The sequence below is a fragment of the Enterococcus sp. AAFC-DPL-5182 genome, assembly GCF_058216605.1.
Genome location: NZ_CM177101.1, coordinates 2,327,191 through 2,343,005, shown reverse-complemented (window position 1 = coordinate 2,343,005; position 15,815 = coordinate 2,327,191). Strand labels below are relative to the sequence as shown.

The 15,815-nt window shown below is 36.6% G+C and carries 19 protein-coding genes; 12 read left to right on the top strand and 7 right to left on the bottom strand.

What is annotated here, in order from left to right; all coding sequences use genetic code 11:
- Nucleotides 1-41: 41 nt before the first annotated feature.
- From AC4BB7_RS10935 to AC4BB7_RS10925, 3 genes are all read left to right on the top strand, one after another.
- A complete protein-coding gene (locus AC4BB7_RS10935; protein ID WP_086313533.1) occupies nt 42-848 on the top strand; it encodes an MBL fold metallo-hydrolase in 807 nt (268 codons plus the stop codon).
- A gap of 207 nt (nt 849-1,055) precedes the next feature.
- Nucleotides 1,056-1,955 (top strand): permease, encoded by a 900-nt coding sequence (locus AC4BB7_RS10930; protein WP_490483032.1) that lies wholly within the window; start codon nt 1,056-1,058, stop codon nt 1,953-1,955.
- Between the two features lie 14 nt (nt 1,956-1,969).
- A complete protein-coding gene (locus AC4BB7_RS10925) occupies nt 1,970-2,812 on the top strand; it encodes a TIGR03943 family putative permease subunit (protein WP_490483031.1) in 843 nt (280 codons plus the stop codon).
- Nucleotides 2,813-2,851: 39 nt separating this feature from the next.
- On the opposite strand, the gene AC4BB7_RS10920 is transcribed toward AC4BB7_RS10925, so the two are convergent.
- From AC4BB7_RS10920 to AC4BB7_RS10910, 3 genes are all read right to left on the bottom strand, one after another.
- On the bottom strand, nt 2,852-3,280 hold the full coding sequence (locus tag AC4BB7_RS10920) for a GNAT family N-acetyltransferase (protein ID WP_490483030.1): 429 nt from the start codon (nt 3,278-3,280) through the stop codon (nt 2,852-2,854).
- Between the two features lie 89 nt (nt 3,281-3,369).
- Nucleotides 3,370-3,846: a threonine/serine exporter family protein gene (locus AC4BB7_RS10915; protein WP_490483029.1), complete on the bottom strand. Its 477-nt coding sequence runs from the start codon at nt 3,844-3,846 to the stop codon at nt 3,370-3,372.
- Between the two features lie 41 nt (nt 3,847-3,887).
- On the bottom strand, nt 3,888-4,640 hold the full coding sequence (locus tag AC4BB7_RS10910; RefSeq protein WP_490483028.1) for a threonine/serine exporter family protein: 753 nt from the start codon (nt 4,638-4,640) through the stop codon (nt 3,888-3,890).
- Between the two features lie 230 nt (nt 4,641-4,870).
- On the opposite strand from AC4BB7_RS10910, the gene AC4BB7_RS10905 reads away from it, so the two are divergent.
- From AC4BB7_RS10905 to argF, 6 genes are all read left to right on the top strand, one after another.
- The gene (locus tag AC4BB7_RS10905) at nt 4,871-5,569 is read left to right on the top strand and encodes a DUF554 domain-containing protein (protein WP_086313527.1); all 699 of its coding nucleotides are present in this window, start codon (nt 4,871-4,873) and stop codon (nt 5,567-5,569) included.
- A gap of 90 nt (nt 5,570-5,659) precedes the next feature.
- Nucleotides 5,660-6,049: a GyrI-like domain-containing protein gene (locus tag AC4BB7_RS10900; protein WP_490483027.1), complete on the top strand. Its 390-nt coding sequence runs from the start codon at nt 5,660-5,662 to the stop codon at nt 6,047-6,049.
- 238 nt (nt 6,050-6,287) lie between these two features.
- Nucleotides 6,288-7,319 carry an N-acetyl-gamma-glutamyl-phosphate reductase gene (gene argC / locus AC4BB7_RS10895; RefSeq protein ID WP_490483026.1) on the top strand — a complete coding sequence of 344 codons (1,032 nt, stop codon included), beginning with the start codon at nt 6,288-6,290 and terminating at the stop codon, nt 7,317-7,319.
- 62 nt (nt 7,320-7,381) lie between these two features.
- Nucleotides 7,382-8,134, top strand: coding sequence for an acetylglutamate kinase (argB, locus tag AC4BB7_RS10890; protein WP_490483025.1), 753 nt, complete (start codon nt 7,382-7,384; stop codon nt 8,132-8,134).
- Nucleotides 8,131-9,297, top strand: coding sequence for an acetylornithine transaminase (gene argD, locus AC4BB7_RS10885; protein ID WP_490483024.1), 1,167 nt, complete (start codon nt 8,131-8,133; stop codon nt 9,295-9,297). Before argB ends, argD begins: the two co-directional genes overlap by 4 nt.
- A 93-nt stretch (nt 9,298-9,390) precedes the next feature.
- Complete coding sequence (gene argF, locus AC4BB7_RS10880) at nt 9,391-10,326, top strand: ornithine carbamoyltransferase (RefSeq protein WP_490483023.1); 936 nt, start codon at nt 9,391-9,393, stop codon at nt 10,324-10,326.
- A gap of 32 nt (nt 10,327-10,358) precedes the next feature.
- Here the strand turns inward: argF and AC4BB7_RS10875 are convergent, their stop codons facing one another.
- Complete coding sequence (locus AC4BB7_RS10875) at nt 10,359-10,982, bottom strand: class I SAM-dependent methyltransferase (protein ID WP_490483022.1); 624 nt, start codon at nt 10,980-10,982, stop codon at nt 10,359-10,361.
- Nucleotides 10,983-11,237: 255 nt separating this feature from the next.
- Between AC4BB7_RS10875 and AC4BB7_RS10870 the strand changes: the two genes are divergently transcribed.
- The 3 genes from AC4BB7_RS10870 to AC4BB7_RS10860 are packed head-to-tail and all read left to right on the top strand — an operon-like array spanning nt 11,238 to nt 12,288.
- Entirely contained in the window at nt 11,238-11,507 is a 270-nt protein-coding gene (locus AC4BB7_RS10870) for an IreB family regulatory phosphoprotein (RefSeq protein WP_010760982.1), read from the top strand.
- Entirely contained in the window at nt 11,504-11,932 is a 429-nt protein-coding gene (gene ruvX / locus AC4BB7_RS10865) for a Holliday junction resolvase RuvX (RefSeq protein ID WP_086313520.1), read from the top strand. The genes AC4BB7_RS10870 and ruvX overlap by 4 nt, the downstream gene beginning before the upstream one ends.
- Before the next feature lie 47 nt (nt 11,933-11,979).
- Entirely contained in the window at nt 11,980-12,288 is a 309-nt protein-coding gene (locus AC4BB7_RS10860) for a DUF1292 domain-containing protein (RefSeq protein WP_010760984.1), read from the top strand.
- A gap of 223 nt (nt 12,289-12,511) precedes the next feature.
- Here AC4BB7_RS10860 and AC4BB7_RS10855 read toward each other — a convergent pair whose 3' ends face one another.
- Genes AC4BB7_RS10855 through AC4BB7_RS10845 form a run of 3 tightly spaced genes read right to left on the bottom strand, consistent with a single transcriptional unit; the run spans nt 12,512 to nt 15,782 of the window.
- Entirely contained in the window at nt 12,512-13,681 is a 1,170-nt protein-coding gene (locus AC4BB7_RS10855) for an FtsW/RodA/SpoVE family cell cycle protein (RefSeq protein ID WP_490483021.1), read from the bottom strand.
- Entirely contained in the window at nt 13,678-14,859 is a 1,182-nt protein-coding gene (locus AC4BB7_RS10850) for an FtsW/RodA/SpoVE family cell cycle protein (RefSeq protein ID WP_086313518.1), read from the bottom strand. The genes AC4BB7_RS10855 and AC4BB7_RS10850 overlap by 4 nt, the downstream gene beginning before the upstream one ends.
- Nucleotides 14,856-15,782, bottom strand: coding sequence for an LCP family protein (locus tag AC4BB7_RS10845; protein WP_086313517.1), 927 nt, complete (start codon nt 15,780-15,782; stop codon nt 14,856-14,858). Before AC4BB7_RS10845 ends, AC4BB7_RS10850 begins: the two co-directional genes overlap by 4 nt.
- Nucleotides 15,783-15,815: the final 33 nt, after the last annotated feature.

The following is a 15,815-nucleotide window of genomic DNA, read 5'->3' as shown; positions in this document are numbered from 1 at the left end:
ATAAGTAGCTGTAGACTAAAGAAGGGAAGCGAATAGAAAAAATGAGTCAAGAAAAAGCTTTTAACATCAGCATTCTTGCCAGTGGCAGTACCGGTAATTCCCTTTTTATTGAAACAGAGAAGAAGAAGCTGCTTATTGATGCAGGCTTGAGTGGGAAAAAAATCACTTCATTACTAGCAGAAGTCGGCCGTAAACCAGAAGACTTGGATGCTATTTTAGTAACACATGAACATCGTGATCATATTCATGGTGTCGGTGTCCTTGCTAGAAAATATAAATTAGACGTCTATGCGAATGAAAAAACGTGGGCAGCAATGGATCCATTGATCGGAAATGTTGCGCTTGAGCAAAAGCATGTCTTTGATATGGGAAAAGTATTAACGTTTGGTGATATGGATATCGAAAGTTTTGGTGTTTCCCATGATGCAGCAGCTCCGCAATTCTACCGTTTCTTTAAGGATAACCGTTCGTTTGTCATGCTGACAGATACAGGATATTGCAGTGACCACGTACGTGGTATAATCAAAGATGCAGATGCTTATTTAATTGAAAGCAATCATGAATTAGAGATTTTACGGATGGGTCCGTATCCTTGGAGCTTAAAACAGAGAATTTTAGGAGACAAAGGTCACTTATCAAATGATGATGGGGCTTTGACGATGGCTGATGTGATCGGGGATCATACGAAACGGATTTATTTAGGGCATTTAAGTAAGGAAAATAATACCAAAGAACATGCTAGAATGGCGATGGAATCGATTTTAGCTGAAAAAGGGCTAGGGGTTAATTTTGATTTTAACGTCTACGATACAGACCCTGAATCAGCATCAGAATTATTTGCGATTTGACCAATTAAGAGTAAACCAACAGTCTTTTTTCGTTTTGGTTTACTCTTTTTGTTATGAAATGAAAATCTTATAGATGTTTTAATATATTCGAGCTTATCTTGTATTTTTGTTAGAGGTGCAGTATAGTTAATTATATTTTTGAATGTTAAAAAAGTATCCGTACCATATGCGATTACTGGTGTTATTTTTAGCAGTAGGAGGAATTAGATGTTTCAGTTTTTACCCCATTCAGTTTTACAAATGGGTACTATTTTCTTGTCTATCGTGATCGAAGCTTTACCGTTTGTGATGCTTGGTTGCGTGATCTCAGGTGCTTTACAAGTGTTTTTAACACCAGAGAGAGTCAAAAAAATACTGCCAAAAAATAAATTTTTATCGATTGTTGTCGGAAGTTTGCTAGGGTTCTTTTTTCCATCTTGTGAATGCGGTATTGTGCCGATTGTTCATCAGTTTGTTAAAAAGGAAGTTCCCACTTATACGGCGTTTGCCTTTATGATTACAGCTCCTATCATTAATCCCATCGTACTATTTTCTACTTACATCGCTTTTAGTAATTCAATAAAGTTTGTTGTTTGGCGGGTTGTTGGGAGTATGTTAGTAGCCTTGGTCGTCGGTGTTTGGTTAGCTTACATCAACAAAGAACCGATTCTAACTCAAACAGAACTCGATCAGGCATGCCAAATAGAAGCCCATCATCATGAGAAAGAAACAGCTTGGCATAAAGGATGGTCTGTATTGACACATGGCATCGATGAGTTTTTTGATTCAGGTCGCTATTTGATTTTTGGTTCCTTGTTAGCTGCTGCTATGCAGACTTATTTGCCAACAGGGGCTATTTTACAATTAGGTCATACCAAAATTTTAGCGATTTTAGTGATGCTTATCTTAGCAGCGACGTTGTCATTATGTTCGGAAGCCGATGCCTTTATTGGTTCTTCATTATTGAGTTTATTTGGCAGTGGACCAGTTGTAGGATTTCTTGTTTTTGGACCAATGGTGGATATCAAGAATTTATTGATGATGAAACGTTATTTTAAAACATCATTTATGTTGAAATTTGTTGGAATCGTGACAGTTGTTGTTAGTCTTTATGCACTAGCTATTTAAGGAGGGAAGAGTAGATGATTCGTTTTTTGATTTTGATTGGCTATACGATGTTGATGATGTATTTGCAGGTATCTGGCAGACTGAATCAATATATAAATGTTCATTACAGCTATTTGGCGATTTTGTCGATGGCACTTTCTTTTGTGTTAGCGATTGTTCAGCTGATTCTTTGGAACAAAGAAGAGGATAAAAAGTCTGAAAATCATCATAACCACGAAGGACATGATCATGGTTTGACCAAACCGTATCAACGTGGGATTGCGTATTTATTATTAGCGTTGCCATTAGTTGTAGGCTTTATGTTTCCGACGATTAGTTTGGATACGTCGATCGTTGAAGCGAAAGGCTTTAACTTTCCGTTAAGTAAAGAGTCTGTGGGGGATCCCGATGTAGAGACTCAATTCTTAAAACCAGATACAAGTATTTATTTTGATAAAACGGATTACAATGAACAAATGAAACAAGCGTTGAAAAAATATGTAAAAGACAATCACGTGACGATCACCGATGAAAATTATTTAGAAGTGATGGAATTGATTTATAACTATCCTAGTGAATTTGCTGGTAAGACCATTTCTTATAAGGGGTTTATCTTTAATTCTAAACGAAAGGAACAACCAGGAACATTTGTTTTCCGATTTGGAATCATTCATTGTGTGGCAGATTCTGGAGTGTTTGGATTGTTGACGAATATGCCAGAAGGTCAAACATTCAGCAACAATGACTGGGTGGAGTTAAAAGGGACGATTCGTTCTGAATACTATACACCTTTTAAACGGGAGATTCCAGCAGTTGATGTTACAAAAGTCAAACAAGTGGAAGAACCGAAGAATCAATATGTGTATCGTTCGTTTTAATAAAAAAGTACCAGCCGATTTTTTCGGCTGGTACTTTTATTATTTTTTCCAAAGAAGCTGATATTCTATCTCGCCAGTATTATCGGTTTGTTCATTGATTTGTTGAAATCCTTGTTTTTTATAAAAATTCACAGCCTTCTGATTTTTAGCATAAACAGAAAGGGTCAACTCATCATGGACCTGTTTTGCTTCGTCTAAAAGCTTTTGACCGATTCCTAGATTTCGATAGCCATTCAGGACAAAAATTCCAGCGATATAAGTATCATTCATGCCCAAAAAGCCAATTATTTTATTTTTCTCACAATAAATATAGAGATCGGCTTTGGGTAATTCTTCTTTTACAAATTCAACGTTTTTTTGCCAATAGCTTTCTGGGATAAAAGGATGGGCCTCACAATTGGCTGTTAGCCAAATTTGTACTATTTCATCTAATTCAAATGATGTTAAGACATCGATTTTTTTAATCATGTTTCTGTTCCTTTCTTAAGTTAGTTCTTGAAAGAAAAGTGATTACACTCATCAACTCACCTCTTGACTATTTCAGTTAAAATTTATGATTACTTTTCCTGTTTCTTTCTAATCAAACTAACGATTTCACGCTTTTCTCTAAAGTTTCTGATGTTATGATTTAAGACCTCTGATAAAACGAGGCCTAAAGCAATGGCTCCAGCGATCATGATGGCTTGGACGGTAGAGTAAATAGCTGTTTCGTAATTACCAATGACTAAATTTCGTACCGCTTGATAGGCTAAGCCACCTGGAACCAAAGGAACCATGCCGGGGATATTAAAAATAGTGACAGGTAATTTTAATTTTCGTGAACAGATAAAGCTAACTGCGGCAACACTTAATGCACCCAGTAGGGAGCCTAAAGCGGCGTTACCACCTAATTGAATCACAAACCAATAAAACATCCAGCCAGATGCACCAGATAAGCCACAGGCAATCAATGATCGTCTGGGAACATTTGTAATGATAGCATATGCGGCCGATGATAAAAAACTAAAAGAAAACTGAATCAGTAAAGTGGTCATTTGAGAACCTCCAAATTCTTAAAAATGCATAACGATCATGTCTAATAAAATAATTGAAAAACAAAAGCAATTGCAAAGCCGATCATAGAGGCAGTCATCATTGCCTCAGTACCTCTGGAAACACCTGAAAGATAATGTCCAGCAAGCAAGTCGCGTAAGGCATTCGTCATTTGAACTCCAGGAACTAAGGGCATGACACATCCTATAATAATCATATCCTGATTGATGCCTAACCCGATTTTACTGCTCAAAAGAGCCGCACACCCAATAAAGAAAGCAGCTAAAAACTCGGAGAGAAATTTGATTCGTAAGACTTTTAAACTGGAATAATACAGAATATAACCGCCCCCTCCGATCAAACAGGTCAAAAGCAGGTCATCCCAAACACCACCAAATAAAATCATGATCGTTCCGCTCACAACAGCAGCGCTGATGAATCTTAGCCATAAAGGAAAAAATTTCCGTTCTTGCTCTAATGTTTTTAGTTCATCTAAAAGCTCATCCAAGGTGTAACGTCCAGTCACATATTCTCTGGACAGCTGATTGATTCTGGAAACTTTTTCTAAATTGATCGAGCGATTTAAAATTTGGACCATGCGAATCGTTGATGTCCCATCTAGACCAACGAAAAGACCGGTTTGCGTAACGTAACTGACTAGGCGATAATCTCCCGAAGCTAAAGCAATTCGACTCATGGTATCCTCTACTCGATACATCTCAGCATCGCTTTCCAACATGATTTTTCCAGCCAATAAACAAGTCTCCAAAACTTTTTCTATATCTATTGTTGTCATTTATTTTCCTCACTTTTAGGTTCTATCATCTTATCTATGATTAGTATAGTTGATTATGGTTGGAAAAAATAGCATGGAACAACAAAAATAAACATAAGAACCAATCATTATGCACAAATCATGATTTTTTGGTCCTTATAGATTTTTCTAGAGCTTAAAATATCTCTTTCGCATTTCTTATCGTATAATAAGAAAAAGTATGAAAATATCTAAGGTTTGGGAGGAAAAAAATGATATTATTGGGTTCATTGGTTAATGGATTAGCAATTATTTTTGGGAGTTTACTTGGCGCTGTTTTGCGTAATATATCTGAACAAATGAAAGATACTGTAACGAAAGGCATTGGACTGGGCGTTGTGGTATTAGGGGTTCAAATGGCTTTTAAAACTTCATCATTTATTGTGATTTTGATTAGTTTATGTTTAGGGGCAATGCTAGGAGAACTGCTTGGGATTGAAGACAAAATGAACGATCTTGGCTTGAAGCTGGAAAAGCGTTTCGCAAAACCAGGTAGTAATTTTGCCGAAGGGTTTGTAACTGCGTCATTGATTTTTATGATTGGATCAATGGGAATTATTGGTGCTATAGAAAGTGGCGTAGCGAATAATCATCAAACGTTGTTTACAAAAGCTGTTATGGATGGTTTTTTGTCAATTATGTTGACAGCGACATTAGGCGTTGGTGTCCTTTTTTCTGCAGTACCCGTTTTTCTTTATCAAGGTATCATTGCTTTCCTTGCCAGCATTCTGATGCGTTATATTCCTAAAGAACTGTTGGATGTATTGATGATGGAAATAAGTGCAATCGGTGGTTTGATGATTTTAGGTATTGGGTTGAATATAATGGGAATCAGCAAAATCAGAGTATCTAATTTTCTGCCTGGTATTCTTATTTTGATTAGTATTGTTCTGGTACAGTTTTATTTATAATGAATAGACAAAATTAAGTTAAATGATGACAGACAGCTGTCATTATTTTTATGATAAGCTCATCTTTAGAAATGTAGAGGAGTGAATAAAATGACAATTAGAGTGACTGAAAAAATAATTAAAGGAAAGAAAATTCGCACGAACAATAACCATTTAGATGAAATTATTGCGTTGTGGAGTAACGTTGCGAAAATGAACTTAGAAGGCGAAGTCTTCGCTGTTTATTCAAACTATGAAAGCAACTTTAAGGGAGATTATGACTTATTAGTGGGAAATGAAAAGGCAGATTTTCATGAGAATTCAGTTATTCTTGCTGGTGATTATGTGGAGATCCCAGTAGCCGTTGCTAGCCCCGAAGGTGTAGGTGAAGCTTGGCAAAAAATTTGGAAAGACGAAGTGCTGGAAGCAAAACGTACTTATCTGACGGATGTGGAACATTACAAGGAAGATGGAACGATTGTGATTTATCTTTCTGTATAGTTCTTGGAATTTTAAGTAGAAGAAAAATTGATCAAGGTCAGTAGAAAAGCTCATAATGCTTTTCCACTGACCTATTTTTATTCAAAACAAGATGAATATTCTGGTTGTTTTTTTTGCATAAATATTTATTTTATTTGTATAAATTAATAAAAAACCGTTGACTTGTCTCGTGAGAAAACGTATAATATGAAAAACAACACATAGCTTGGTAAAATAAAAAAGAAAAGAAGTGAAGCTGATGAAGGTCTCGATTGTTGGTGTAACAGGCTATAGTGGATTGGAGCTTTTACGCTATCTTAGACAGCATCCACTTGTCGAAGTCGTTTCGATCCATGGTCATTCAATGAATAAAAAATCAATAGATGAAGTCTATCCACATTTACAGCAACTCATTACCTTACCTTTAGAAAAAATCGATCCAGAAGAAATAATGAAAAAAAGTGATTTAGTTTTTTTTGCGACTCCGTCGGGTATTTCAAAAGAGTTGGCAAAGTCTTTCGTTGAAGCTGATTTTCCTGTGATTGATTTATCTGGTGATTTTCGGTTAAAGGAGCTTGGAGCGTATGAAACTTGGTATGGCTCTAGTGCAGCTCCGATGCCTTTGATCCAAAAGTTTGATTATGGCTTAGCAGAGTATCGAGAAGTGCCACACTCAAAATGGATCGCTAACCCTGGGTGCTACGCTACGGCTGCGGAGTTATCTTTAGCTCCATTACTAAAAGAAGGTAAACTAAGCTTAGATTCTATCGTAATCGATGCTAAATCAGGTATTTCAGGTGCAGGTAAAGGGTTATCTCAAGCAACTCATTTTTCAGAAACACATGATAATATGACCTTGTACAAAATGAATAGCCACCAACATATTCCTGAAATCGTGCAACAATTAAAAAAATGGGCGCCTGCTCTTACAGCAATTCAATTTTCAACATCATTGATTCCAGTGACTAGAGGGATTTTTCTAACAGCTTATGCTAAATTGACACAACCGATTTCTGACGAGGAATTGGTTCAACTCTATCAAGCACATTTTGAACATAATCCCTTTATAAGAGTTCAAGAAGTTGGGCATTATCCTGTACTTAAACAGGTGATTGGCTCAAATTATTGTGATATCGGACTTGCCTATAATACACAGACAAATATGGTCACGATTGTTACAGTCATTGATAATTTGGGGAAAGGTGCTGCAGGGCAAGCAATTCAAAATTTAAATATTTTTGCAGGATTTGATGAACGATGTGGATTAGATCAGTTACCGATTTATCCATAAAAAAAGGAACAATCAAATAAAATACAAAACAGAACGTTTAAAACATAAAGGGAGCGACAAGTATGAAGAAGGTCATTGTTATTAAAATGGGTGGAGTAGCCAGTGATAACTTAACAAAAGCATTTTTTGAACAAGTCGATCGTTGGCAAAAAGAAGGGAAACAAGTCGTTATTGTTCACGGAGGCGGACATTATATTTCTGAAATGATGCAGCGTTTAAATGTACCTGTGGTGATTCAAGATGGACTACGTGTAACTACCGCTGAAACATTAAAGATCACTCAAATGGTTTTGATCGGTCAAGTGCAACCGATGATCACAGCTCATTTTCAACAGGAAGGTTTCTCAGTTGTAGGACTAAATGCATCTTGTGGTCAAATCATTACGGGATCATTTGTTGATGAACATACATTAGGGGCAGTTGGAGAGGTCGAGCAAGTGGATACAGAATTATTAGAACACTTACTTAAAACGAAGCATATCCCGATCATTGCTCCACTAGGTTTGACAAAAACAGGTGAATGGCTGAACATCAACGCTGATCACGTTGCATGTAAAGTTGCGGAAGAATTACAAGCTGAAAAGCTCTATCTACTAACGGATGTTCCAGGAGTAAAAAAGGAAAATCAGTGGTTAAAAGAACTCTCCACTAGTGAAGTGCCTAAACTAAAGAGAGAAAAAATTATCAAAGGTGGGATGCTGCCTAAATTAGAAAGTGCTGTAGCAGCTATCAAAGGTGGCGTAAAGGAAGTTCATATCACCAATCAAATTCAACACGCTGGAACCATCATTAAATCCAAGGGGGTCTTTGTATGAGTTATTTATTTCCAAATTATCAAAGAAAAGAGTTGGAATTGATCAAAGGGGCTAAAAATGTACTGACAGATCAAACAGGGAACAACTACCTTGATTTTACTAGTGGCATTGGCGTAATGAATTTAGGGTATAATGATCCTGAATTGAATCAAGTATTGCTAGAGCAGTCTACTCTTTTATGGCATACGCCTAATTTATATGAAAATCAATTACAAGAACAAGTCGCTGAAAAATTAGCAAATGAGAAAGAGTATATCAGCTATTTTTGCAACAGTGGAGCAGAAGCAAATGAAGCTGCAATCAAGCTGGCCCGCAAAGCAACAGGCAAAAGTAAAATAATTACATTTACGAATTCTTTTCATGGTCGAACGTATGGTGCAATGAGTGCCACTGGACAAAATAGTATTCATCAAGGATTTGCTCCGTTAGTACCAGATTTTATTTATTTACCCTTTAATGAGTTGGAGCCTTTGAAGGCTGAAATCAATCAGCAAACAGCAGCTGTCATGTTGGAGCTGATTCAAGGCGAAGGTGGTGTTGTACCAGCAGATGAGGAATGGATTCAAGCGGTTCAATCACTATGCCATGAGTTTGGTGCTTTATTGATCATCGATGAAATTCAAACAGGAATTGGACGAACGGGCACTTTTTATGCTTATGAAGGATATCAAATCGAGCCAGATATATTTACACTGGCTAAAGGTTTAGGCAATGGAATTCCTGTAGGTGCAATGCTTGGGAAGAAGAACTTGGCGGAAGCGTTTGGACCTGGCAGTCATGGCTCTACTTTTGGCGGAAATAAGTTGGCGATGTGCGTAGCATCTAGAGTAGTTGAGCGAATCAATCAGACGGAATTTTTGTTGGAAGTTCAGAAAAAAGGGCAGCTGTTAGCAGCTGGTTTAACACAGATAGCAGAAAAAAATAAGGTGATCAAAGCTATCCGTGGTAAAGGCCTTATGCTTGGTATTGAGTTTTCTGACACCAATACATTAAATCAAGTGATGGACTTATTGGAAGCAGAAGGGTTGCTGACTTTAAAGGCTGGACAAAATGTTTTGCGGCTTTTACCACCATTAACGATTGAAGTAGAAGAAATCAAACAAGCTTTAGCGATAATAAGTAAGGTTTTAAGTAATAGGACATTACAGGGCAACGCTGAATAACGAAAAATAGAGTAAAATACAAAGTGACGCAGCTAATTTTTCTTTCAAGGAGGGACAAGCTCGTTTAGATTACATAAATAAGGAGAAAAATAAATGATAAATTCTATGTATGGCAAAAGTGTTTTAAACTTAACTGAGTTAACAAAAGATGAATTTATGGGGATCATTGAGTTAGCTGTTGCAATCAAAGCAAATCCTGAAGAGTATCGTGGCGTACTAGCCGGGAAAATATTAGCAATGATCTTTGAAAAAAACAGCACTCGAACACGTGTCTCTTTTGAGGCAGGAATCATTCAACTTGGAGGGCAAGCGATCGTATTAGATTCCAAGAGTACTCAAATGGGACGGGGAGAACCTGTGAAGGATACGGCTAAAGTCATGTCTAACTATGTGGATGCGATCATGATTCGTACCTATTCAGACCAGATGGTGGCCGAGTTAGCGGCTGAAGCATCCATTCCTGTGATCAATGGTCTAACAGACAATCATCATCCATGCCAGATACTAGCAGATTTTCAAACGATTTATGAACAAAAAGGGAAACTAGAAGGAGTCAAATTAACCTATATCGGTGATGGAAACAATATGGCGCATTCATTTTTGATTGGCGGAAGTTTGGTTGGAATGGATGTAAGCATCGCAACACCAAAAGGATATGAACCGAAAGAAGAGTTTGTGAAGCTTGCCAAAGAAAACGCAAAAGTAAGTGGCAGTACCATTGAAATCTCGAACGAACCAGATCAAGCAGGGAAAAATGCTGACGTTTTAGTAACAGACGTATGGGCAAGTATGGGAGATGAATCAGAACAAAAAGAACGAGAAAAAGTATTCAAATCATTTCAAGTCAATGATCAAATAGCTGCTCAGGCGAAAAAAGATTATCTATTCTTACATTGTCTACCTGCACATAGGGGAGAAGAGGTCGCAGCTGACATTATTGATGGTGTACATTCTGTTATTTATGAAGAAGCTGGTAATCGTCTTCATGCTCAAAAAGCACTGATGGTCAAGGTGCTAACTAATCTATAAAAAGTAAAATGATGTGAAGCGATCGTTTCACATCATTTTACTTTTTGAAAAACATACATAGACCATTGAGTTGTTTTATGGTGATCGTAAGGTAAAAATCCTCGATCAGACATGTAAGTTTGAAATGAGTCTGTCTTTTTGAATTTTGGTAAAAAATAGTTGATTTTTGCTGTTTCACAGGCAAATACAACAAGGCCGTTTTGTTTAAGAATACGATGGATTTCACGCGAAGCTTTGTCTAGATCATCCCAATGAAAGTGAGTTTGAAATGCTGTTACAAGATCAAATGTTTCAGGCTGAAAAGTCATTGTATGAACATCCATTGTTTCAAAGTGAAGCCTTTCGTTTGGATACTTCTTTTTTGCTTGTATGATAGCGTCCTCAGAAAAGTCGATACCTGTTACTGATAATAAGTTTGCCTGCTGTAACTGATAAGCACTAGAAGCGCCATTGCCAACACCAATATCTAAAATATTTATCTGATCATTCAAGTTGAGATTGGTCATTGTCCATTTCACTAAAGGGAGATACACACCATTCCAAAGACGCATCATCCATGTGCCGAGTAATCCTGTCGGTTTTTTTGATTGTTTTAATAAAATCCGAAACAAACTGATCAATAACACAATAATACTACCGATAATCCAAACAAACATAAAAAAACCCCTTAATTTGTATCCAAGCATTTTAAACTAGTATACAATAAAAAAACAACTCGTAGTAAAAATAGTGAGTAAGTCATCTTCATTTTGAGACTAAAACCAATTTATTTGGCTGATAATCTTCTGATTCTGATAAAATTAAAGGAAATCTTTAATATATAGCAGAAAATGTTAAGTTTTGTTTGTAGTTTCGCCTTGTTTTTAGTAGAATGAATGTGTATGAATAGAATAAAAGTGAGGTGTAGATAAATGGGTTTTACAGATGAAACTGTACGTTTTGATTTTGATGACAGTCGTAAGAAGGAAGTAAGTGAGACTCTAGCTACTGTATACAAGGCTTTAGAGGAAAAAGGATATAATCCGATCAATCAGATTGTGGGCTATTTGCTTTCTGGAGACCCGGCCTACATTCCTCGTTATCAAGACGCTCGAAATTTGATTCGTCGTCACGAACGGGATGAGATCATGGAAGAGCTGGTTAAATATTACTTATCCGATCACGGAATCACTATTCGATGAGAGTAATGGGACTTGACGTCGGCTCTAAGACAGTAGGAATCGCGGTAAGTGATCCATTTGGCTGGACGGCACAAGGTGTAGAGATCATTCGAATCAATGAAGAACAGGAAGAATTTGGCTTTGAACGTTTGGCAGAATTAGTCAAAGAATATGAAGTGACTCGTTTTGTTGTTGGATTACCAAAGAATATGAATAACTCGATTGGACCAAGAGCTGAAGCGTCGATGGCTTATGGAAAAAAAATCGAAGACATGTTTCAACTCCCTGTTACGTATCAAGATGAACGTTTGACCACCGTTCAGGCAGAACGTATGTTAGTCGAACAAGCGAACACGTCTAGAGCGAAAAGAAAAAAAGTAATCGATAAAGTAGCTGCTGTCATGATTTTACAAAATTATTTAGATGGCGCTGGCAATAAAATTTAAACTAACTTGTTAAACAACAAGTATAAGATAAAAGGAGAGCAAGACAAATGGCAGAAGAACATAACCATGATCACGATCACGAAGGGCATGAACATATTACGTTAGTTGATGAACAAGGAAACGAAACGTTATATGAGATTTTATTAACAGTTGACGGACAAGAAGAATTCGGTAAAAATTACGTACTTCTTTATCCTGCAGGTGTTCCAGAAGAAGAAGATGTTGAGTTGCAAGCTTATGCATACATCGAAAACAACGAAGGAACAGAAGGCGAATTACAACAAATCGAAACAGATGCTGAATGGGATATGATTGAAGAAGTTTTCAATACGTTCATGGCGGAAGAAGAAGAATAGAAATTTAATGAGAGCTGAATCCTCGATATAAGAGGGTTCAGCTTTTTCTTTTGTTTAGTGAATACCATCTGTTAAAAAATCAAGTGTTTTACTAGTGGATAACGGAGTTAGAATAAATTGGAAAGAAAAGGAGATAGCCGGTAATATATAATAAAACGATGAAGCAACTTTTTAAAAGCTCACTTCATCGTTTTATTTTTTAATTCAAATAAACAGTCCCTAGCTAAATCTTCTCCTTCTGATAATACATCGAAAGAATCAACCCAACCCCAATAAAATTAGCCAAATAAGCTGTACCGCCCTGACTAATAAAAGGCAAAGGAATCCCCGTTAAAGGTAGCAAACCAATATTAGACCCGATATTTTCAAGAATGTGAAACAAGAAATACATAATCACACCCGTCGTAATATACGCATAAAATTCACGTTTTGCATTTAGCGTACAGATCAGCATTTGATAAATTAGATAAAAGAATAACAGGATCAACGCACAAGTACCGACAAAACCATAAGCCTCACCAATTACAGTGAAAATCATATCAGATTCTCTAACAGGAACGTAGATTTGTAAATTCGACAGACCTTTCCCCAACATCTCTCCAGACCCAATAGCAGTCAGACCGCGAGCTTGCTGAAATGAAATTGAATCCGCATATTCAAAAGGATTGAGCCAAGCATGGATCCGATTAAACTGATATGGCTGAAAATGAAGATAGGAAAGGATTGTTTGTCCTCGCTCAGTTAAAACCAACAAAATACCACTGACGCCAATTACACCTAAAATCCCAAAACCGACTGTTAAAATCTTCCAAGAGCAACCAGAAACAAGTACCATACCAAGAAAAATAGAAATAAAAACTAAACTTGTCCCAAAATCTTTTTGATAAAACATTAAAGCAAAAACAGGGAGGCTGACAAGTGATAATTCACCTAATAAGCGAAAATCTTCTTTTAAAGTTGAAGGATTCGACGATTTTTGTCTTCTTCTCGTAACAATATAGGCCAACATCAAAATATAGCCTAATTTCATGAATTCTGATGGCTGAAAGGAAATTGGTCCTATACGAATCCAACGTTTGGTACCTGTTGCGGCTGCCATTATTGGGTCATGAAATTTTATAAGTAAACTCATTACAAATAACGATAAAGCGTAAAGGGCAGGAGTAAATTTCCATAAATATTTTATCGGAATGAACATTGTAGCAAACATTGTGACAATACCTAAAATAGTCCATAAAAGTTGTTTCCTCAATAAAGGTGCAACTGATTCAACAGAAGGGTCTGCATGGAATGCACCGTACTGAGCAATGAAACCGACTAATATCAAAAGAAAGACAGGCAAGAGAAGGGCGTAATTCACTGGTTCGTTTTTGGTATTTAACATTTTTCTCATGCCATACCTCCCTGTTGCCTAGTGGTTTCTCTAATCTCTGTAGCGCGGGCATTCAAAGCGATGCCAAGCGTAATACTCAGTATCAGTAAGCTAGATCCACCATAACTGATGAAGGGGAAGGTCAATCCAGTCATTGGAATAAAACCTAACAAACTACCTACATTTACAGCGACTTGAAGTAAAAGCAACATTCCGCAACCAATATAAAGATAAGAGTAATAAAGATTTTTTGATCTTATTGCAAGTAAGAATAAGTGAGCAACCATAAAAAATACTAAAAATAAAATCCCTAAAGAAAAAATCAAGCCCAACTCTTCGATACAAATAGCAAAAATAAAATCTGTATCAGGAGCTGGAAGGAAGCCTTTTTTCTGAATACTATTGCCTAATCCTAATCCCCAAAAACCGCCATTATGCATAGCATAGTAGGCATTTGACGTTTGAAATCCTTTACCAGTTGGATCGATAAAAGGGTTTTGCATCACTTCAAAACGTGTCACTAAATACCCGAATTTTTGTGGCATCCAATTTGTTGGAATCGACAATAAAAGAACTGTTCCTAACCGTTTTATCGCAACAAAACCAATTAAAGCTATCGACATAAACCAAGGAGAAAGTCCACTAGATAAAAACAAGACTAAAACAAGAATGAAAATCATTGATGCTCCAGCGATATTCGGCTGCAAAGCCACAAAAAACATAAAGAAAATAGCGACTAGCAGTGAGCGTTTATGATCCTTGAATCTAAATGGGACAAGTGTGTCCGTTTTAGCTAAATTGGAAGCCAAATAAAGAACGATTACTAAAGGAACTAACTCAGATGGTTGAAACAAAAGCACCCCCAAGTTTATCCAACGCTTGGCGCCGCCAACACTGGTCCCTATAAACGGTAAAGCGATAATGGATAGGAAGGTCATGGTCAAAATAAAATACATCATTTTAGGTTTACGAAGAACCGCCAAGTTAATTCGATAAACAAAACTCATACAAACGATACTAAAAAGAAAATACATGGTTTGCTTGATTGCTTTACTAGAAGTTCCAAGATCACTATCTAATAGTTGATAAGAACTTGAACTATAGACCATTAGAATGCCAATGACGCATAAGATAAAATAAGGGATCAGAATATAAAAGTCTAAATAATGCATCTTTGAGAATCTCTTCATTTGTTTCATTTTGCAGCTCCATCACTCAAGAAGCTATGAATGGCTTCTTGGTTTTGTTTCTCGTCTATTTCTAATACACTGCCTGCATCAGTGTAATCGTTAAATGACCAGCTCCCTTTAACTGGTACAGATAATGTTTCAAGACTTTTTACGTTCCCTGTTAGAAAATCTTTTGCCAAGTCTACTAGAAGGTCAGTAGGAATATTTGTATCTAAGTAACCGACAGCTTCACCAGCAATTTTTGGAAGTTGTAAGAAGGAAACGGCATCTTTAGATTGTTTTGCCAGGGCGTCCATGACCTGTTGTTGTCTTCTTACACGACCAAAGTCACCTTCTTCGTCCATTCTAAAACGAGCATACTGTAACAATGTATTACCATCCATGGTTTGTTTGCCTTTTTTGATGTCGACATTGTCTAAATTGATATCTTTTTCCGCATCGATCTCAATCCCTTTTGGATAAAGCTCATTGATCAACCGAATAAAATTATTAAAATCAGCTGAAATATAATAATTGATTGGTAATCCAAAAGAGTCATTAAGGACTTTTCTAGTTAATTCTGCTCCACCATAGGCATAAGCTGCATTGATTTTTTCTAATCCATGACCAGGTATTGATACATAAGAATCTCTCATGATTGAGACTAATTTTGGTTGTTTAGTTTCACTATTATAGTGGGCGACCATCAAAGTATCTGCGCGTCCGCCATCTTCATCATCTTCACGACCATCATCACCAATTAACATAATCGTGATTTCTTTCATATTTGTCTGTTGATCACCAGAAAAATTAGTATTTTTGCTCTTGTTCACTTGAGATTGAGCTATTTTTTTCCCGTTATGAAAATTGATTGCCGTGTAACTCCCGATTCCTGTAAAAATCAAGAGAACAAAAAGAATCATACAAATTAAAAATTTCATTCCTGTTTTCATTTTTTATTCCTCGCTAATCATTTTAATTGATCA